The organism is Pseudomonas sp. MIACH (assembly GCF_001269925.1).
Taxonomy (GTDB): domain Bacteria; phylum Pseudomonadota; class Gammaproteobacteria; order Pseudomonadales; family Pseudomonadaceae; genus Aquipseudomonas.
On the sequence record NZ_LHVO01000046.1, the window covers coordinates 244,042 to 262,024 of the forward strand.

The following is a 17,983-nucleotide window of genomic DNA, read 5'->3' on the forward strand; positions in this document are numbered from 1 at the left end:
TGTCGGCGTTAACTTACTAAAAGTAGCTTAAACCGAAAGGGAGTCAAAGTCATGCACGCACTCATCGTCGTCGCCCATCACGACCCACAATCCCTCACCCACGCCGTGGCCGCGCAGGTGGCTGCCGGGCTGACTGCTGCGGGCCATACCTACGAAATCGCCGACCTCGCCGCCGAAGGTTTCGACCCACGCTACACCGCCGCCGACCATCGAGTACACCGCAGCCACGCTACACCACCGGCCGACGTGCTGGCCGAGCAGGCGCGACTGGACCGCGCCGATGCCCTGGTGCTGGCGTTCCCGATCTACTGGTGGTCGCTGCCAGGCCTGCTCAAGGGCTGGGTCGACCGCGTGTTCGTCAACGGCTGGGCGATCGATTACCGCCCGGACACGCCGGTGGTGAAAAAACTGCGGCACATGCAGGTGCACTTGCTGGCCCTCGGCGGTGCGGATGACAGCGCATTTGAGCGCCATGGCTATGCCAAGGCGATGCGCACCCAGATCGACTACGGCATCTTCGATTACTGCGGGGCGAAGGTGGTGACGTCCGAGCTGTTGCTGGACTCTGAAGGCGGCGCGGCCGCAGCGCATTTGAAAACGGCGAAGGCGGTGGGGCAGAGACTGTTCGAGGCCGAGACGGTTGCCGGCTGATTCAACCGTCGCGAAACAGGTCGTGGGCATCCAGCAGGCGGTAGGCAATTTCCGGGTTTTTCTCCAGGCCCCGGCGAATCGCCGCCGGGATTGATTGCCGGGTCTTGCGGCACATGCCTGGCAGTTCGTCGATGACAATCTGGATACCGCGCATGCTCTTGACCTCGGTGTGCCCCGGTGCGACATGCACGCGGATGCCCAATAGCTCATGCATCCGCTGTTGCATGCGCTCCAGGTCTTGCAGGCTTTGCAGGTTTTCAAGGCGCTCGATCAGGCGTTTTTCTTCCTGGCGGGTCAGGCTGAGGATACGCAGGTCGGCGCCGGGGGCTTCCAGCAGTTGTTCACGCTCGCAGACACAGGCGCCGGGTGGGCAGGGTTGGCGAATTGTCATGATCCTTACCTCCCCATTCCGACGCCGGTGAGTCAGTAGCTCAGCGCGACCCCAAGGCTGCCCAGGGCCTTCCAGTACCCAGGATAGGTCTTGGCCACGCAGTCCGGGTCCTGAATGCGGATCCCTGCGACTTTCAACCCCGCCAGCGCAAAGCACATGGCGATGCGGTGGTCGGCGTGGGTATCGATCAGTGCCTTGCACGAGGTGCCGGCCAGCGCAGGGTCGGCCGCGACCAGCAAGTCGTCGCCTTCAATGGTGGCGAGGCCCGGACGGATCTCATTGAGGCCGTCATGCAGTGCCTGTACGCGATCACATTCCTTGACCCGCAGGTTGGCCAGTTCAGTAAAGCGCACCGGGGTGTTGTTGAAGGCGGCCAGCACCGCCAGGGTCGGGATCGCGTCCTGCATCTGCGAGCCGACCACGGTGGCCGGCATATTCGGGAACTGCGCAATCACAGCCTGGGCCTTGGCGTCCGGCTGGGTGAAATCCTGCGCGGCCACGCCGATGTCGATGCGGCCACCGGTCAGCACTTCAGCCGCCCACAAGTAGGTGGCGGCGGAAGCGTCGGGTTCGATCAGGTAGTCATGGGCGGTGTAGCCGGTAGGGGCCACGCGCCAGGTGGTGTCGTCGACCACATCGACCTGGGCGCCGAAGGCCCGCATGCAGTCCAGGGTCAGGTCCACATAGCCACGGGCACCGATGTCCTTGCCGGTCAGCGCCACTTCAATCGGCGCTGCGCCGCAGGCGGCGAGCATCAACAGGGCCGAGACGTACTGGCTGGACAAGCCACCGTCGATCTCGAAGCGCTTGGCCTGGACCTTGCCCACGCCGTGCACGGTCACCGGTGGGCAACCGGTCGGGCTGTCGACCTGGATACCGTTCTGGCCGAGGGTGGCCAGCAGCGGGCCGATCGGGCGTTTTTGCATATAGTCGTCGCCGTCCAGCACCACGGTGCCTTCAACCGTGGCGACGGCGGCGGTGAGAAAGCGCATCGCGGTGCCGGCATTGCCGAGGAACAACGGCTGCGCAGGCAATTGCAGCTTGCCTTGGCCGGTGACCACGAAGGTGGTGTCGTCCGGCTCATCAATGGTCACGCCCATCTGGCGCAGGGCCACCGACATATGCCGGGTGTCATCGCTCTTCAAGGCTCCGCTCAGGCGGCTGGTGCCTTTGGCCAGGGCCGCCAGCAGCAAGGCGCGGTTGGTAATGGATTTGGAGCCGGGGGGCGCGACCTTGCCGTTCAGGGGGAAGTTGGGCGGTGTAACGGTCACGGTTTTCTGCGAACTCAAGGTGCAAGGCTCCTGATCAAGGCAAGGTGGTACGGAGTGGCCGACGGGCGGACCCGAATAATCGGCCAAAGGTGCGGTGCTTGTCGAGGTCTAGCGCTTGCTCAACCAGTAATCGTGCAGTGCCCGTGCCGCCGGTTCGATATCGCTGGCCCGTTGTTGATGCAGCGCCACATCCAGGTCGGCCGGCAATTCGAAATTGTCCTGCTCGGCGCACCAGGAGATTTTCTCCAGGTTCGCTGCCTGCTCCACGGGCAACTCAGGCCAAATGCCGATAGCGGCGCCACGGATATAACCAAAGCACCATTCTTCGGCGAGGGTCACGACTTGGCCCTGGTGTTCGGTTTCATCGAAGCGTGCCTTGAAGGCCTTGGCGTCAGTCGCCAGTTGTGCGGCCAAGGTGTTGATATGACGCACGCACAGGTCCAGGAACTGCTTGGCCTCCTCGGCGCTTTCCCACTCCGGGTTCTGCCCACCCCAGATCGCCGGGAACCACTCTGCAATATCCACCTGAGCGGGGCTGGACACCAATGCGGTGAAGTAGCCGTCGAGTTCGGCCAGGTTCAGCACCGAATGGTCGTCGCCGTACTTCAACAGGGTTTCTTCGATGAGTTCGAAATCGGCGGGGGCGAGGGGTTGGGCGTGCATGGGCATATCCTTTAAACGTCGAACGCCGCTGATGGGGCGGCTTAAAGCGCGAAGGATGGCGTGTGCCGGGGCTTTTATCCAGCGTCTTTTCAATCCCCGTTGCCAGTCCCGCTTTTGGCCGATGCGCCGTGGCGCACCCTTGTTATAGTTCGGGCCTTATCACTCGCCAGTCAGGGATCACTGCCATGTCCGAATACCAAGCTTTCGTCGTCGAACTCAGCGGCAACGTTGCCCATGTGCAGATCAACCGCCCGGAAAAGATCAACGCGATGAACGCCGCGTTCTGGACCGAGATCATCGATATCTTCCAGTGGATCGAAGACACCGATGCCGTGCGTGCCGTGGTCCTCAGCGGCGCCGGCAAGCATTTTTCCTCTGGCATCGACCTGATGATGCTGGCCTCGGTGGCCAACGATCTCGGCAAGGATGTGGGCCGCAATGCACGCCTGTTGCGCCGCAAGATTCTGGAACTGCAAGCCTCGTTCAACGCTGTCGACAACTGCCGCAAACCGGTACTGGCGGCGATCCAGGGTTACTGCATCGGTGGCGCCATCGACCTGATCAGCGCCTGCGACATGCGCTACGCCGCTGAAGACGCGCAATTCTCGATCAAGGAAATCGATATCGGCATGGCTGCTGACGTCGGCACCCTGCAACGCCTGCCACGCATCATCGGCGACGGCATGCTGCGTGAGCTGGCCTACACCGGCCGCCAGTTCGGCGCCGAGGAAGCGCGCAGCATCGGCCTGGTCAATCGTGTGTATGCCGATCAGGAAAGCCTGTTGGCCGGCGTGTTCGAGATCGCCCATGAAATCGCCGCCAAGTCGCCGATTGCGGTCACCGGCACCAAAGCCATGATCAGCTACATGCGTGACCATACGGTCAATGACGGTCTGGAATACGTTGCCACCTGGAACTCGGCTATGTTGCAATCCAACGACCTGCGCTTGGCCATTGCGGCCCATATGAGTAAGCAGAAACCCGAATTCGTGGATTGACTGACATGACCCCAGGCTGGATTACCACAACGCTGCTGGACAACGACGCCCCCGGCGGCTGGGCCGTCGCCCGCAGCCGCGACGGCTTTTTGCATGACGCCAATGGCCCGCTGTTCCCTCGGGAATGGCTCAAGCGCCAGGACCTTTCGGTGTTTGCCGAACACGGCATCGGCCACCTCGACGGTGAGCCGGTGTACCTGCTGGAACTCGACTCGGCGGGCGAAGTGCAAGGATGCAGTTGGCAGGGCCTGCGCGGCTTCATGCTGCAAGGTGATCACACCCTGTACAAAGTGCTGGGCTACGCCGCGCAGATCGGCACCTGGGCACGCGAGCATCGGTTCTGCGGCAGTTGCGGCCAGGCCATGGTCCAGGTGCCACGGGAGCGGGCAATGTACTGCCAGGCCTGCGACCTGCGCAGCTACCCACGGATTTCGCCGAGCATGATCGTGCTGGTGACCCGTGGCGACGAGATCCTGCTGGCGCGCTCGCCGCGGTTTGTCACCGGGGTCTACAGCACCTTGGCGGGCTTTGCCGAGCCGGGTGAGTCAGCCGAAGACTGCCTGATCCGCGAGGTGCGCGAGGAAGTGCAGGTGGAGGTCAGGAACATCCAGTACATGGGCAGCCAGTGCTGGCCGTTCCCCCATTCGATGATGCTGGGCTTCCATGCCGAGTACGCCGGTGGCGACATCGTGCCCCAGGCCGACGAGATCGAAGATGCGCAGTGGTTCAGCATCCACGACCTGCCGCCGTTGCCGGCGTCACGCTCGATTGCGCGTTACCTGATCGACCTCTATGTGGCCCGCCGCTTAGGCCACGCTGAACCAGTGCTGCCAGGCTAGGCGCACCGTCAGGCCGAGGACCACGGTGATAAACACCGGACGAATGAACTTGGCGCCGCCGCTGATCGCGCTGCGGGCGCCAAAGAACGCGCCACACATCACCGACACGCCCATCGCCAGGCCGACGATCCAATCCACCGAGCCGTTGAAGATAAACACCGACAACGCCGCCGCGTTGCTGACGAAGTTCATGCTGCGCGCCACGCCGCTGGCCTTCACCAGGTCGATGGGGTGCAACAGCATGGTGCTCACGGTCCAGAACGCACCGGTACCGGGGCCGGCCACGCCGTCGTAGAAGCCCAGGCCGAAACCCTGGGCGCCTTGCCATTTCTTCTTGATCGGCGCGTCGGCGTCCAGCGGCGCCTTGGGCGTGCCACCGAACAGCAAATACACGCCGCAACCGAATACGATCACCGGGAGCATTTTGTTCAGGGTTTCGGCGGGCAGGTAGTGGGCAACCACCGCACCGGCCAACGCACCGATCAAGGTGCCGACGATCGCATGCACCCACTGGCGCGGGTGGAACAGCTTGCGGCGATAGAAGGTGAAGCTGGCCGTGGCCGAGCCGAAGGTGGAACTGAGCTTGTTGGTGCCCAGTACCAAATGGGGCGGCATCCCGGCGGTGAGCAGCGCCGGGGTGGTGAGCAGGCCACCGCCACCGGCGATGGCGTCGATAAAGCCGGCGATAAAGGCCACGACGGCGAGGATGGCGAGGGTGGTGAGGTCTACGCTGAGTTCGAAAGGCATTGGGCAGGGCTTATGGTTGGCAGTGCGCAGCAAAGCGCTGTGCGAAGGGCTGCCATCTTACCTGCCTGTTGTACGCAGAACCAAATGTGGGAGGGGGCTTGTTTCCGTGGCGGCCTTCGGGCCGACCATGTCGTTGGTTTTGATCGAGTACATATCCGTTGCTGCGGTAACGGCTGCTTAGGGTTCCGCTCTTACAGCGGGTCACTTTTGGAAGAGCGCCAAAAGTAACCAAAAACGCTTACGCCCCAACACTCGGCACCTCGCCTAGGCTCGGTGTGCCCGAACGCAGGCTTTGGAGCGTGGGCCGCCGCGATGGGCCATCCTTGGCCCAGCGCGGCTAACCCGGCGTCCTGCCGGGTTACCCACGCTCCAAAGCCCACGTTCGGCCAGCGTGTTTGACGGGGCGATTCCAGATCAAAAACAAAGCGAGGCGGCCTTAAAGCCGACCTGATCTTTGAAGCGTACGCGGTGTGGCTTCTACTTCCTTAACCGCTGACGAAGTCAGCAAGCCTTCGTTCGGGCATACCGAGCCTAGGCGAGGTACCGAGTGGTGGGGCAAGAGCCTTTTGGTTACTTTGGGGCTTTTCCAAAGTGACCCGCCGTAAGGGCGGAACCATAGGTAGCCGTGACCGCAGCAACGGATATGCACTCGGTCAAAACCAACAACATGGTCGGCCCAGAGGCCGCCATCGAGGACAAGCCCCCACCCACATTTTGCCCACGGTGTGTCAGTTGGCTATTTGTGAGTTCCCAACCACTCCAGCGCCGTGCGCCACACGCAAATTCCGAGGAAATACGCCGACATCACCGACCACAACCCAAACGTCCACGGGTTGGTGTTGGGATAATCCACCACCATCAAAAAGCTGCACAGCAACCAGATGGTGGTCACCGCGATATTGATCGGCATGAACCGCTTGACCCGGAACGGGTGCAGGAACTTCATCGGCGTCACGGTCAGCAGGGCCAGGCCGATCACCGTGAGCAAGGTGACCCAGGCGGCGGGCTGGATGATGTAAACGCACAACGCCACCACGTTCCAGGCCGCGGGGAAGCCGACGAAATAGTTGTCCTTGCTCTTCATGTTCACGTTGCAGAAACAGAACAGCGACGACACCAGGATCACCGACACCGTGAACAGGTGGGTAAAGTCCGGCAGGTCGATATAGCGGTAGATAAACAGTGCCGGGATAAACACGTAGGTGAGGTAATCGATCACCAGGTCCAATACCGAGCCGTCAAAGCTGGGCAATACCGTGCTGACATTCACCCGCCGCGCCAGGGAGCCGTCGACGCCGTCTACCACCAGTGCCAGGCCTAGCCAGAGCAGGCAGGCCTTGGGTGAGTTTTCCAGCAACGCCAGGGTGGCCAGGAAGGCCAATACCACACCGGTGGCGGTAAAGCCGTGGGCGCCCCAGGCTTTGATTCTGGCTACATGCAGGGTCGATATCACGGGCGGTTCTCCAAAAGGTGGAACGGGGCAGCCGACAACGTGACGCCGTCGAGTCTGGCCGGGGGATGCAGGTATCGACCGGGAAGGGGGGGATAAGGTTCACCACCCGGTGTATCTCTTAGCGTAGCAAGCGTAGGACGTTTCGGCATCAGCCTTGACGGAACACCAGCGCCTTCAAGCCACTTTGCGCGTCGATATCCGGAAATTCCGGTGGATTTTGCAGCCGTTCAATAAAGCGCAGGCCCGGTGCTTCGCGGGTGACGCCGTCGATCAGGAAGTCTTCGCCGAAGGCCGGGTCATTCATGCACGCCAGCACAGTGCCCTGGGCCGTGAGCAAATCCGGCAGGCGGCGCAGTACGCGCTGGTAGTCCTTGGTCAGCAGGAAACTGCCCCTCTGAAAGGATGGCGGGTCGATGATCACCAAGTCGTAAGGGCCGCTGTTGGTGACCTTGGCCCAGGATTTGAACAAGTCGTGGCCGAGGAAGGTGACCTTGCTCAGGTCGTGACCATTCAGGCGGTGATTGTCGCGGCCGCGGCTCAGGGCGCCACGGGCCATGTCCAGGTTCACCACGTGCTCGGCGCCGCCTTCGATGGCCGCGACCGAGAACCCGCAGGTGTAGGCAAACAGGTTGAGCACCCGCAGGCCCTTGGCGTGCTCGCGCACCCAGTTGCGGCCATAGCGCATGTCGAGGAACAACCCGCTGTTCTGCTTCTTACCCAGGTCGATCAGGTAACGCAGGCCGCCTTCGGTGATGGTCAACTCGTCGATGGCTGCACCCACCAGCCATTCGGTGGTGCTTTGCGGCAGGTAGCGGTGTTGCAGGGCCACGGTGTGGGCGCCGAATTGAGCCCAGTCGATGTCGATCAACCGCTGTTTCAACGCATCCAGGTGGGTCGCTTCGGGCTCCTTGAACAGCGCCACCAGGACCACGCCTTGCAGCCAGTCCACCGTCAATTGCTCCAGGCCCGGCCAGCAACGGCCACGGCCGTGGAACAGGCGCCGGGTTTCAGCAGGGGCGCTGGCCAGGGCGGTGAGCAGGTGGGCGTGCAGGGTAGCGAGTGCGTCTGGGGTCATCGTTAAGCGTCGGTCATTGAGCGGGCGGCATTTTAACCACAATGGCAGCGTTTGCGGGGAGCTGAAAAAATACCCCGTAGCCGCTATCAGGGATCATAGGCTGCTGGCTATGAGGGGCTGGCCAAACACTTCGCGGATAAAACCAGGTGCGATATACCGCTCGTAATGCGCCTCGGACAGCAGGAAAAACTCGCGGTCGATCGCATCGCGCAAATCCGTGAGATTGCGTTCGCGAAACTCCGGCAACAACGCCAACCCATAGGCATCCAACTTGGATATCACCCGCGCGCCCCGGGCAATCAGCTGATACGCCCAGCAATAAGGCGACTGGTGCGGCATAAAGCGAATCTTGCGGTCCTCCAATTGCTGGCGCAGGCGCTGCGGGTCGAGCACTTCCAGTTTGCTGACCATTACCTGCACCAGCAATTGTTCGAGGCGCAGCCACACTGCCTGTTTTTCCTCGGCGTTGTAGCCATTCCACTGGATCACTTCGTGGTGATAACGCTTGCAGCCCCGGCAGACCAGGTCGCCGTAAACGGTGGAACACAGGCCTATGCAGGGCGTCTTGATGGTTTGATTGGGCATAAAAAACGTCGACAAGTGAAACAACACGGCCCCACAAAGGGGCCGTTTTTTTTCAATCCCAGCTCAGCGCGCCGCCGGTCTGGTACTCGATGACGCGAGTTTCGAAGAAGTTTTTCTCTTTCTTCAAGTCCATGATCTCGCTCATCCACGGGAACGGGTTAGTCGTCCCCGGATACTCTTCCTTCAAGCCGATCTGCGACAGGCGACGGTTAGCGATGAACTTGAGGTAATCCTCCATCATCGCCGCGTTCATCCCCAACACCCCACGCGGCATGGTATCCCGCGCGTATTCAATCTCCAGCTGAGTCCCCTGCAGGATCATCTGGGTCGCTTCTTCCTTCATCTCGGCATCCCACAAATGTGGGTTTTCGATTTTGATCTGGTTGATCACGTCGATACCGAAGTTCAGGTGCATCGACTCATCGCGCAGGATGTACTGGAACTGCTCGGCCACGCCGGTCATTTTGTTGCGGCGGCCCATGGAGAGGATCTGGGTGAAGCCGCAGTAGAAGAAGATGCCTTCCAGTACGCAGTAGTAGGCGACCAGGTTGCGCAGCAGTTCCTTGTCGGTGTCGACGGTGCCGGTTTCGAACTTTGGATCGGAGATCGAACGGGTGTATTTCAGGCCCCAGGCTGCCTTTTTGGCGACCGATGGGATCTCGTGGTACATGTTGAAGATCTCGCCTTCATCCATGGCCAGCGATTCGATGCAGTACTGGTAGGCGTGGGTGTGGATCGCTTCTTCGAAGGCCTGGCGCAGGATGTACTGGCGGCACTCCGGGTTGGTGATCAGGCGGTACACGGCCAGGACCAGGTTGTTGGCGACCAACGAATCCGCAGTGGAGAAGAAGCCGAGGTTGCGCATGACGATGCGGCGTTCGTCGTCGGTCAGGCCTTCGGGGTTTTTCCACAGGGCGATGTCGGCGGTCATGTTGACCTCTTGCGGCATCCAGTGGTTGGCGCAGCCGTCGAGGTACTTCTGCCAGGCCCAGTCGTACTTGAAGGGTACGAGCTGGTTGAGGTCGGCGCGGCAGTTGATCATGCGCTTTTCGTCAACGGCGACGCGGGCGGAGGCGCCTTCGAGTTCGGCGAGGCCTTCGGCGACGTCGAGTTTGTCCAGGGCGGCCTTGGCGCGCACGATGGCGGCGGAGTCGTTGGCAGTTACATTGCGCGCTTCCAGGGCAGCAGCGGCGCCGGCGCCGTCGAGGCGGTCCATGTTGGCTTCGCTGGCGTGGCCGGCGTTGGCGCCCTTGATCACTGCTGCACCGGTGTCCTCGTTGTCGACTTCATCCCAACTCAGCATTGAAATACTCCCTTCTGTTCTGTTCTGACGGTGTTTGACCCCGTCCAAAAAATTCGATTTGCAGGCTACAGGCATTGAAATGCTGCGCAGAGTGTGGTCGGTAAATACCGATACTGCACACTATGTAGTGGTCTGTTCTGTTTGTGGGCACACTATATGGTGTGTAACACAACGGGTCAACGCGCAAGAATGGATCGAACGTCGCAGGGGTGGCAGAACCGCCGCAGCCTTTCAGGACTCGCGCGGGGCCTTGAGCAACAGCGCTTCAAACACCCGCTGCACTCTGGGTTCATCACTGTGGGCCACGTTGAAACGCATCGAATCGCGATGGGCCGGGTCGTAGCCGAACAGCGCGCCCGGCGCCAGGACCATGCTGCGCTTCAGCGCCTCTTGGGCCAGTAGCTCGCCGTTCACCCCGGGTGGCAAGCGTGCCCAGATAAACATCCCGCCCTCATAGGCCATCGGCAACTCGCATCCGCAGCGCCTGAGCCATTGTTCTACACGCCCGCCGGCTTCCATCAAGCGCTGGACCATGCGCTTGCGGTGCTTGGCGTAGCTGCCCTCGCTGAGCATGCGGTAGACGATCTGCTCGAACAGCTCCGAGGTCACGCCACCGCTCATCAGCTTCATATTGGTCAGGTTGGCCGCCAGTTGCGGCGCGGCCACCACGAAGCTGACCCGGGTGTTGGCGCTGAGGATCTTCGAGAAGCCCGACAGGTAGGTGACCTGCTCCAGGCCGGCGACGGCGGCCAGGCGCGGCGGCGGGTTGGGGTGCAGGTCACCATAGAGATCGTCCTCGACGATGTGGCAGTGGTACTGCTGGGTCAGTTGCAACAGGCGAAACGCTTGGCTGGGGCTGAAGGAATGGCCGGTCGGGTTATGCAGCACGCTGGTGGTCAGGTACAGGCTGGGCCGGTGTTCGGCCAGCAGTTGTTCGAGAGCGATGAAGTCAAAGCCATCGGGGCGGCGTTCGATGGTCACCACCTTGACGCCGTGCAGGGCCAGGTTGGCGTGAAAGTTGAAATAGCACGGCGCGTCGAGCAGCACTGTGTCGCCGGGGCGTGCGAGCAGGCGCATCAGCATGTCCAGGCCTTGCACGGTGTTGGGGGTGGTGATGATCTGTTCCACCGGTACCGACAAGCCTTCGCCGTGCAGCTTTTGTTGCAGTGCCTGGCGCAGCGGCAATAAGCCGGCCGGTGTGCCCAGCCCGGCGATGCGCAACGACGGCGCGCGCACCACACTGCGCATGGCTTGGCGGATGGCCTCGGCGTTCAGCCAGGCTTCCGGCAGGTGGCCGCCGCCGGGGCGCAGCTCGCCGCTGGCAGTGACCAGGGGGCGCCGCAACACGCTGAGCAGATCCTGAGGCAGCAGGTCGACCCACGCCACCGAGGCCGGGCGCGCGCTGTCCATCGCCACAAAGTAGCCACGGCCCTGGCTGGAGGTCAGCAGGTTGCGTCCACGCAGGCGGTCCAGGGCTTCGTTGAGGGTGAACTTGCTGACGCCCAGGGTCTGGGTCAACTCACGCACCGATGGCAACTTGCTGCCGGGTGCCCACTCGCCGTTCTCGATGAGCTGGCTGAACGCCTCGACGATCTGCTGCACCTTGGGCGTGCCGTCCACAAAGGCGATGGCGGATACAAACATAAACCTTCCTTGTGTTTGCCGGTACTTTTACCGGTGAAGTTAGGCCGGATTAGGCATCACTTTACCTGCCTTGCGCAATGCCGCTCCCCTAGACTGCACGCCATCTCGCCTGGAACCGGCGAACTTTTCTACCCGCGAGCAATGGATCTTGCATTCTCATGAAGACTTATATGTGTGCCCCCTGCGGATTTATGTACGTTGAAGAATTGGGCATTCCCGAAGACGGAATCCCGGCAGGCACCCCTTGGGAAGAGGTGCCGGAAGACTGGACATGCCCGGATTGCGGCGTGACCAAGGCCGATTTCATGGCCATTGAACTGTAAACCTCCATCACGAAAGGAATCGCTCCATGGAAAGCAAACTGATCAACCCCTCCGTACCGTTCTGTACCGGCGTGGCCCACCAGAAATACCTGGCCGCTGAAGCCGGCCTGCAAACCGCCGTCGAGGGTGGCTGCACCCACTGGTATATCGACGGCAGCCTGTTCGGTGAAATGGTCGACGACTGGACCGAAGCACGCATCACCAGCCTGCTGGAACAGATCGCAGCTACCGGCGTGAAACCGGTCTATCACGGCAACTTCAAGGCCCCGCTGGGCAGTGATGTGGAGGCTTTCCGTGCCGCAGCGGTGGATTATGTGAAGCGCGAGATCGATATCGCCAGCCGCCTGGGCGCACCTTTGATCATCCACGGGGGCAGTATCGTCGAGCCGAAAATGGTGCTGATGGCCAAGAAGGTTGCCTTGGCGCACTACCTCAAGTCGGTGCAGGAACTGGCACGTTATGCCGAGGCCAAGGGCGTGGATATCTACCTGGAAAACCTGTCCAACTACGTCAACTACCGGCCGTTCCACTACATCTTTACCCATGAAGCGGAATACGCCTTTGTGTTCGAACGTCTGCAGGAGCACCGCAACGTGTACTTCTTCCTCGATGCCGGCCACGCCAATATCGAGAACGGCCTGCCGGCCGAGGTGGTGCGCAAGTATCACCACCTGATCAAGGGTATTTCGTTCAGCAACAACAATGGCGTGCAGGACCAGCATTTCGGTATTCATGACGGCAACTGCGACTACGCCGATGTGATGCAGGCCATCGTTGAGACCAATTGGAAAGGCCTGGTGGCCTTCGAAACCCGTAACCAGACCGCCAAGGCTGCCCTCGGGGAGCTGGCGGTGATGTACCGCGAATCGCTGACGACCGAAATCGCGGTCGCCTGATCGGCTCCGGGGCGGGTGCTGGCATGGCCCGTCCCACCGCTGTCGTTTCTACCTACTCAAGGCTCAGGCCCATGACCAGTGCGTTAACCCTGTCTTCGTTTCTCTACTTCCTGCTGTTTTGCGCCACCATGACCTTCAGCCCCGGCCCCATGACCCTGCTGCTGTTGAGCCTGGGCCTGAAGGACGGCTTGCGCAGTTCGATCCCGGCGCAGATCGGTGCCAGTGTGTCGTACCTGATTTCGATCCTGATCTTTGCCGTGGGCTTCTCGGAACTGATCAAAGGCAATCTCGCCATTACCCAGACGATTCAATTTGTCGGCGTGGCGTACATCCTCTACCTGGCGTACAAGCAGTGGACCAGCAGCGGTGTGTCGATCGGCAAGGCGGCTACGGCAGAGGGCTCGCGCAGCCTGTTCGGCAAAGGGCTGCTGACCGGTTTTTCCAACCCCAAGACCATCATCATGTTCAGCGCCGTGTTCCCGCAGTTCGCCGGGGCAGGGGAGCGCAGTTCGGCGGCGGATATCGCCATCCTCGGGGCGACCTTCCTGTTGCTGCAATTTGCCAGCGGTTGCCTTTATTGCTACTTCGGCCAGCGCATCAAGCACGTGCTGGAAAACCCCAAGCGCCGTATTTTGCTGCAGCGGATCACGGCGGTGCTGTTGCTGGGCGTGGCATTGATGCTGGCCAGGGGCTTCTCCAGCTAATCGTTTTGGATGGGTTATGTGCCTTGGATATGAGCTTATGAGTGGTAGTGGCGAATTGCTGGCGCCCTGATAGACTCCAGGCACCCATCCAGGATTACAGCCGCCCATGCCAGCCGCCGGAGGAAAAGGACTTCCGCTCGCTACCCGATTGTATAAATCCCGCACCTTAGGGCTGACGCTTGGCTTTGTTTGCGTGGCGTTTGGCATGTACCCGCTGGCGCCCCCAACGTGGGTATGGGCCTGGATGGTGATCAACGCGTTTGTCTGGCCTGTCCTGGCCTTCCAGCGCTCGTCGCGTGCCGTCAATACGCTGCGTAGTGAGCGCCGCAACCTGTTGTTCGATTCGTTCTGCGGCGGCTTCTGGGTCGCTGCCATGCACTTCAACCCGCTGCCCGGTGTGACAACGCTGTCGATGATGACCATGAACAACGTCGCCATCGGCGGTCCGCGTTTCATGCTGGCGGGTTGGGTGGCGCAGGCGCTGGGTATCGGTACGGCGCTGTTGATATTCACCCCAGCCTTTATCGCCACGACCACCCCCACCCAGATCTATGCCTGCCTGCCGATTCTGATGGTTTACCCGCTGGCGCTGGGCTGGATCTGTTACCGCCAGGCGGTGACGCTGGCACGGCACAAGCGCGAATTGCTGGCGCTGAGCCGCACCGACAGCTTGACCGGCCTGCTCAACCATGGCGCCTGGAAAGATCAACTGGAGATCGAGTTCCAACGCTGCCACCGCGAACAGCAAGGGGCCGCGATTGCGTTGATCGACATCGACCATTTCAAGCTTATCAACGACACCTATGGCCACGTCACGGGCGACATCGTGCTGCGCCAGCTCAGCAAAGTGTTGCGCCAGAACCTGCGCGCCACCGACCTGGCCGGGCGTTATGGCGGCGATGAATTCTGTGTGATCCTGCCGGGCATGCCGCTCAACCACGCCACGCAAGTGATGGATGCGTTGCGCGATCGCTTCAACGCGTTGGCGTATGCCCAGGACCCGTCGTTGTGTGCCAGCTTGAGTATCGGCCTGGCGCCGTATCAACCTGGGCACGCCGATTCCATCAGTTGGCTCAATGATGCAGACCTGGCGCTGTATGAAGCCAAGAGCAGCGGGCGCAACCGGGTCAGTTCGGCGCAAGGCACTTGGTTGCGATCGGTCTAGTGGGGTAGGGTGAGGCGGCACCCCAACACACCACAAGGATCGGTTCATGCTCTTCACCTTCCCGCGTACCCTCCTGGCCGCCACGCTGGCCTTGTCCTTCGCACTCCCGGCCTACAGCGCCGAACCGCATAAACAGATCCAGGCGGACGCCGAGCAGTACAAGGCCCCTGCCTTGCAACTGCTGGAGCGGCTGGTGAATATCGATTCGGGTTCTGGCTATGGGCCAGGGCTGACCCAGGTGAGTGATATCGCCGTCGATGAACTCAAACAGCTGGGCTTCACGATTGAACGGGTGCCGGATGCCGCCGCCAACAGCAGCCATGTGATCGCTACCCTCAAGGGCAGCGGCAAGGCCAAAATCCTGCTGATGGCCCACATGGACACCGTATTCAAGGAAGGCTCGGCGGCCGAACGTCCGTTTCATATCAAGGACGGTCGCGCCTATGGTCCCGGCGTGATGGATGACAAGGGCGGCATCGTCGCCGGGATCTACGCGCTCAAAGTCCTGAAGAACCAAGGGTTCAAGGACTACGCACAAATTACCTTCCTGCTCGATGCCAGCGAAGAAACCGGCACCGACATCGCCTCTGACCTGATCCGCAACACCGCCAAGGCCCACGACGTCACGCTGAACCTCGAACCCGGCCGCCCGGCCGACGGCCTGGTGGTGTGGCGCAAAGGCAGTGCCACCGCCGTGGTCGAAGTCAAAGGCAAAGCCGCCCACGCCGGCGTGGCCCCGGAGTTGGGGCGCAACGCCGCCATGGAAGCCGCGCATCAGATCCTGCAGTTGGGCAAGCTGGGTGATGAAGAGAAGAAAACCACCATCAACTTCACCGTCATCAAGGCGGGCGACCGCACCAACGTCATCCCCGACCAAGCCACCGCCAAGGCTGACGTACGCGCGGCGTTGCCGGAAGAGTTCGATCGGATCGAGAAGGACCTGGTGCGGGTCTCCGCCAACAAGTTGATCCCGGAAACCGAAGTGACCACCACCCTCAAACGCGGCTTGCCGCCCATGCCGCAGACGCCGGAGTCGGACAAGCTGGTGGCGATTGCCCAGGGGATTTATGGCGAGTTGGGTAAAAAGTTGACCATTGAAGGCAGCGGCGGCGCGGCGGATGCCAGTTTGTCAGCCGGGGTGGGCACGCCGACGTTGGATGGGTTTGGGATTGTCGGCGGCAATATCCATACGCCGGAGGAGTATGCGGAGGTGGAGAGCGTCGCGCCGCGGATCTACTTGCTGAGTCGGATGATTATGGAACTGAGTAAACGCTGATCAGCCTGGGAGGCTCACCCATGCAATTTGGCTGAGCCTTCATTCCTTGTGGCGAGCAGGCTTGCTCGCCACGGATGGCTGGTGGTGCCGAGTTCACTTCTGCGATTTATGAGTACCGTTGTATTGTTTCAGGCACTCCAGTAGTACTCTCATGAAAGCTTGTTGATCAGTCACTGGCTCGCTGAAATAGGTTGCCATTGTTTTAAAAGCCGCATTAAAGTTATCGTCAATAGCAAGGTAGTGCTCTATCGATTCAATAAACCACTCCTGTTCTGACTTTGTATAAGACAAGAACTCGGGTTTGGTTAGTTCATCAAAGAGCTCGATAAGCTCTTTCTCGTTGTTTATGTTTTTCGAGGCGATGAGATGTTCTCGCTCCAGATCATCCGTATTTTCAATGTCGTAAGTGAAGAGTAAACCACGAATTATTGACATGCTTGGCTTTCTTTTCATGCTCATTACTCTGTATAAGCGGTTTTAGGTTTTCCGTTTTGGTCTAGAATTACTCGAGCTTTGCGTTGTTGACTATACTCCATACTGCCACTGGAATAGCCTTCACCAATAATCTTTCCCATGTCCATTGGTCTTAGCGATGCCGCGTGGCCGTTTCTTCTAAAGATTAGCTGTGCTCGATATATCGAGTTCAATTGATCCCTGTGACTCAGATAGTGTGTTGCAGCAGGTGGATATTTGGGTTGCCCGTTATTGGGGCCTGATGTGTAAACTTCAACAATTCCCGTGGTAGGGTTTTTAGCTGTTCTGATTCTTTCAAGCTGAGAATCAAGTGTTGTTTGCGCGCCGTGCTTTTCCAAAAAATGCGCGCCCGGTGTTGCTTTTTCTAACTCTTCCAAGCGTCGGTAAGCGTTAGCTTCTGCAAGTTCATCAATTCTTGCCTTTCTCTCCGCACGTGTTAGTTGCGGTAACGCAGGCTCGCCGTGATCAACATCTCCAGTTGGGTTTTGAACGGTAGGCCTTGGCTTGCAACTATCTCCCCCAGGGCAAGTACTTAACCCCAGCGGATCCACCCACCCCGTAGGATTGGGCACGTACTGGTAGGCGTTGATCCCACCCGCCAACTTCACCGGGTCTGGCGTCAGATAGCGACCAATATCGGGATTGTAGTAGCGATGACGGTTGTAGTGCAGTCCGCTTTCCTGATCGAAGTACTGCCCCTGAAAACGTAGCGGGTTGTCGATTTTGCCTTTGTCGAGACGGCTGATCTGGCCGTAGGCGCGGTAGTGGGCGGACCAGACGATTTCGCCCTCTGGGTCTGTCAGTTCCTGCGGCGTGCCGAGGTGGTCGAGTTGGTAGTGGAAGGCTTTGGTGTTTTTTGGGCCGAAGCCTTCCAGCAGGGCCAGTGGACGGAAACTCTCGGGTTCGTAGAGATAGCTGCGATGGCGATCCGCATGGTGCTCAGCAATCAGCTTGTCGCCTTGCCAGAAAAACTCCGTGGTTATGCCGTCCACGGTTTTGCTGATGCGCCGCCCAAACGGGTCATAGCGATAGCTCGCGGTTTGGCCGTTGGGTTGGGTGATTCCGATGAGGCGGTGCTGGCAGTCGTAGCGGTATTCGGTGATCAGCGCATTCCCCCGGCCGCGTCGTTCGCGGATGAGGTTGCCGAAGGCGTCATAGTCGTAGTGGCGGTCGCCCTGGATCATCAGGCGGTTGCCGGCAACGATGTCGGGGCCGGGGCGGTCTTGCATGAGCAGGTTGCCGGCGGGGGTGTGGCCGAAGCGTTCCTGCAGGTCTTGGGAGTGGTCGGCGCGGGTGAGGCGGCCTAGCGGGTCGTAGTGGTAGTGGTGTTCGCCTTTGCGGGTGTCGAGCAGGCGGGTGAGGTTGCCGGTTTTGTCGTAGTCATATTGACGTTGGTACAGCGCGCCTTCGACGTCACAGATACCGTGGTTTAACAGGCGTCCTCGGTCGTCGTGTTGGTAGCTGCTCAGCAGTTTCCCCTGGGCGCGCTGGTGTTCACGGCCGGCCTTGAACAGATGAGAGGTCA

At 60.5% G+C, this 17,983-nt stretch carries 19 protein-coding genes; 8 read left to right on the top strand and 11 right to left on the bottom strand.

The window, feature by feature from the left end; all coding sequences use genetic code 11:
• Nucleotides 1-51: 51 nt before the first annotated feature.
• Nucleotides 52-651 carry an NAD(P)H-dependent oxidoreductase gene (locus AD670_RS18125; RefSeq protein ID WP_053135298.1) on the top strand — a complete coding sequence of 200 codons (600 nt, stop codon included), beginning with the start codon at nucleotides 52-54 and terminating at the stop codon, nucleotides 649-651.
• Between the two features lies 1 nt (nucleotide 652).
• Here AD670_RS18125 and AD670_RS18130 read toward each other — a convergent pair whose 3' ends face one another.
• The 3 genes from AD670_RS18130 to AD670_RS18140 all read right to left on the bottom strand — a co-directional run bounded on the left by AD670_RS18130 (nucleotide 653) and on the right by AD670_RS18140 (nucleotide 2,976).
• Nucleotides 653-1,042: a hypothetical protein gene (locus AD670_RS18130; protein WP_053135303.1), complete on the bottom strand. Its 390-nt coding sequence runs from the start codon at nucleotides 1,040-1,042 to the stop codon at nucleotides 653-655.
• A gap of 32 nt (nucleotides 1,043-1,074) precedes the next feature.
• Nucleotides 1,075-2,331: a 3-phosphoshikimate 1-carboxyvinyltransferase gene (gene aroA / locus AD670_RS18135; RefSeq protein ID WP_053135305.1), complete on the bottom strand. Its 1,257-nt coding sequence runs from the start codon at nucleotides 2,329-2,331 to the stop codon at nucleotides 1,075-1,077.
• 90 nt (nucleotides 2,332-2,421) lie between these two features.
• Entirely contained in the window at nucleotides 2,422-2,976 is a 555-nt protein-coding gene (locus AD670_RS18140) for a UPF0149 family protein (protein WP_053135308.1), read from the bottom strand.
• Between the two features lie 185 nt (nucleotides 2,977-3,161).
• On the opposite strand from AD670_RS18140, the gene AD670_RS18145 reads away from it, so the two are divergent.
• Both AD670_RS18145 and nudC read left to right on the top strand, forming a co-directional pair.
• Entirely contained in the window at nucleotides 3,162-3,974 is an 813-nt protein-coding gene (locus tag AD670_RS18145) for a crotonase/enoyl-CoA hydratase family protein (RefSeq protein ID WP_053135311.1), read from the top strand.
• A gap of 5 nt (nucleotides 3,975-3,979) precedes the next feature.
• Nucleotides 3,980-4,813 carry an NAD(+) diphosphatase gene (nudC, locus tag AD670_RS18150; RefSeq protein ID WP_053135314.1) on the top strand — a complete coding sequence of 278 codons (834 nt, stop codon included), beginning with the start codon at nucleotides 3,980-3,982 and terminating at the stop codon, nucleotides 4,811-4,813.
• Here the strand turns inward: nudC and AD670_RS18155 are convergent.
• The 6 genes from AD670_RS18155 to AD670_RS18180 form a co-directional block, all read right to left on the bottom strand.
• Nucleotides 4,781-5,560, bottom strand: a complete 780-nt coding sequence (locus AD670_RS18155; protein WP_053135318.1) for a TSUP family transporter — start codon at nucleotides 5,558-5,560, stop codon at nucleotides 4,781-4,783. The two genes, nudC and AD670_RS18155, sit on opposite strands and share 33 nt — an antisense overlap.
• Nucleotides 5,561-6,296: 736 nt before the next feature.
• Nucleotides 6,297-7,013: a phosphatidylcholine synthase gene (pcsA, locus tag AD670_RS18160; RefSeq protein ID WP_053135320.1), complete on the bottom strand. Its 717-nt coding sequence runs from the start codon at nucleotides 7,011-7,013 to the stop codon at nucleotides 6,297-6,299.
• Nucleotides 7,014-7,161: 148 nt separating this feature from the next.
• The gene (locus AD670_RS18165) at nucleotides 7,162-8,088 is read right to left on the bottom strand and encodes a class I SAM-dependent methyltransferase (protein ID WP_053135324.1); all 927 of its coding nucleotides are present in this window, start codon (nucleotides 8,086-8,088) and stop codon (nucleotides 7,162-7,164) included.
• A gap of 93 nt (nucleotides 8,089-8,181) precedes the next feature.
• Entirely contained in the window at nucleotides 8,182-8,673 is a 492-nt protein-coding gene (locus tag AD670_RS18170; RefSeq protein WP_053135350.1) for a DUF1289 domain-containing protein, read from the bottom strand.
• A gap of 52 nt (nucleotides 8,674-8,725) precedes the next feature.
• Nucleotides 8,726-9,976 (bottom strand): ribonucleotide-diphosphate reductase subunit beta, encoded by a 1,251-nt coding sequence (locus AD670_RS18175; RefSeq protein ID WP_053135327.1) that lies wholly within the window; start codon nucleotides 9,974-9,976, stop codon nucleotides 8,726-8,728.
• 231 nt (nucleotides 9,977-10,207) lie between these two features.
• Complete coding sequence (locus AD670_RS18180; protein ID WP_053135330.1) at nucleotides 10,208-11,620, bottom strand: PLP-dependent aminotransferase family protein; 1,413 nt, start codon at nucleotides 11,618-11,620, stop codon at nucleotides 10,208-10,210.
• Nucleotides 11,621-11,778: 158 nt separating this feature from the next.
• Between AD670_RS18180 and AD670_RS18185 the strand changes: the two genes are divergently transcribed.
• From AD670_RS18185 to AD670_RS18205, 5 genes are all read left to right on the top strand, one after another.
• Nucleotides 11,779-11,943: a rubredoxin gene (locus AD670_RS18185; RefSeq protein WP_016968943.1), complete on the top strand. Its 165-nt coding sequence runs from the start codon at nucleotides 11,779-11,781 to the stop codon at nucleotides 11,941-11,943.
• A gap of 26 nt (nucleotides 11,944-11,969) precedes the next feature.
• Entirely contained in the window at nucleotides 11,970-12,839 is an 870-nt protein-coding gene (locus AD670_RS18190; RefSeq protein WP_053135333.1) for a sugar phosphate isomerase/epimerase family protein, read from the top strand.
• A 71-nt stretch (nucleotides 12,840-12,910) separates the two neighbouring features.
• A complete protein-coding gene (locus AD670_RS18195; RefSeq protein WP_053135336.1) occupies nucleotides 12,911-13,543 on the top strand; it encodes a LysE family translocator in 633 nt (210 codons plus the stop codon).
• Between the two features lie 106 nt (nucleotides 13,544-13,649).
• Nucleotides 13,650-14,708, top strand: a complete 1,059-nt coding sequence (locus tag AD670_RS18200) for a diguanylate cyclase (RefSeq protein WP_053135338.1) — start codon at nucleotides 13,650-13,652, stop codon at nucleotides 14,706-14,708.
• Between the two features lie 46 nt (nucleotides 14,709-14,754).
• Nucleotides 14,755-15,984: a M20/M25/M40 family metallo-hydrolase gene (locus AD670_RS18205; protein ID WP_053135341.1), complete on the top strand. Its 1,230-nt coding sequence runs from the start codon at nucleotides 14,755-14,757 to the stop codon at nucleotides 15,982-15,984.
• Between the two features lie 93 nt (nucleotides 15,985-16,077).
• Here the strand turns inward: AD670_RS18205 and AD670_RS18210 are convergent, their stop codons facing one another.
• Together AD670_RS18210 and AD670_RS18215 are read right to left on the bottom strand one after the other, a co-directional pair.
• Nucleotides 16,078-16,437 (bottom strand): hypothetical protein, encoded by a 360-nt coding sequence (locus tag AD670_RS18210; RefSeq protein ID WP_053135353.1) that lies wholly within the window; start codon nucleotides 16,435-16,437, stop codon nucleotides 16,078-16,080.
• Nucleotides 16,438-16,442: 5 nt separating this feature from the next.
• On the bottom strand, nucleotides 16,443-17,983 hold a 1,541-nt coding region (locus tag AD670_RS18215; RefSeq protein WP_082340994.1), incomplete at its 5' end, for an RHS repeat domain-containing protein.

Bases quoted from the DNA above. Each gene is read 5' to 3' on its own strand.
- AD670_RS18155 (WP_053135318.1), bottom strand. From the start codon at position 5,560: ATGCCTTTCGAACTCAGCGTAGACCTCACCACCCTCGCCATCCTCGCC.
- AD670_RS18165 (WP_053135324.1), bottom strand. From the start codon at position 8,088: ATGACCCCAGACGCACTCGCTACCCTGCACGCCCACCTGCTCACCGCC.
- AD670_RS18125 (WP_053135298.1), top strand. From the start codon at position 52: ATGCACGCACTCATCGTCGTCGCCCATCACGACCCACAATCCCTCACC.
- AD670_RS18210 (WP_053135353.1), bottom strand. From the start codon at position 16,437: ATGAAAAGAAAGCCAAGCATGTCAATAATTCGTGGTTTACTCTTCACT.
- AD670_RS18170 (WP_053135350.1), bottom strand. From the start codon at position 8,673: ATGCCCAATCAAACCATCAAGACGCCCTGCATAGGCCTGTGTTCCACC.
- AD670_RS18130 (WP_053135303.1), bottom strand. From the start codon at position 1,042: ATGACAATTCGCCAACCCTGCCCACCCGGCGCCTGTGTCTGCGAGCGT.
- AD670_RS18145 (WP_053135311.1), top strand. From the start codon at position 3,162: ATGTCCGAATACCAAGCTTTCGTCGTCGAACTCAGCGGCAACGTTGCC.
- AD670_RS18190 (WP_053135333.1), top strand. From the start codon at position 11,970: ATGGAAAGCAAACTGATCAACCCCTCCGTACCGTTCTGTACCGGCGTG.
- AD670_RS18140 (WP_053135308.1), bottom strand. From the start codon at position 2,976: ATGCACGCCCAACCCCTCGCCCCCGCCGATTTCGAACTCATCGAAGAA.
- AD670_RS18195 (WP_053135336.1), top strand. From the start codon at position 12,911: ATGACCAGTGCGTTAACCCTGTCTTCGTTTCTCTACTTCCTGCTGTTT.
- AD670_RS18185 (WP_016968943.1), top strand. From the start codon at position 11,779: ATGAAGACTTATATGTGTGCCCCCTGCGGATTTATGTACGTTGAAGAA.
- AD670_RS18200 (WP_053135338.1), top strand. From the start codon at position 13,650: ATGCCAGCCGCCGGAGGAAAAGGACTTCCGCTCGCTACCCGATTGTAT.
- AD670_RS18175 (WP_053135327.1), bottom strand. From the start codon at position 9,976: ATGCTGAGTTGGGATGAAGTCGACAACGAGGACACCGGTGCAGCAGTG.
- nudC (WP_053135314.1), top strand. From the start codon at position 3,980: ATGACCCCAGGCTGGATTACCACAACGCTGCTGGACAACGACGCCCCC.
- AD670_RS18205 (WP_053135341.1), top strand. From the start codon at position 14,755: ATGCTCTTCACCTTCCCGCGTACCCTCCTGGCCGCCACGCTGGCCTTG.
- AD670_RS18180 (WP_053135330.1), bottom strand. From the start codon at position 11,620: ATGTTTGTATCCGCCATCGCCTTTGTGGACGGCACGCCCAAGGTGCAG.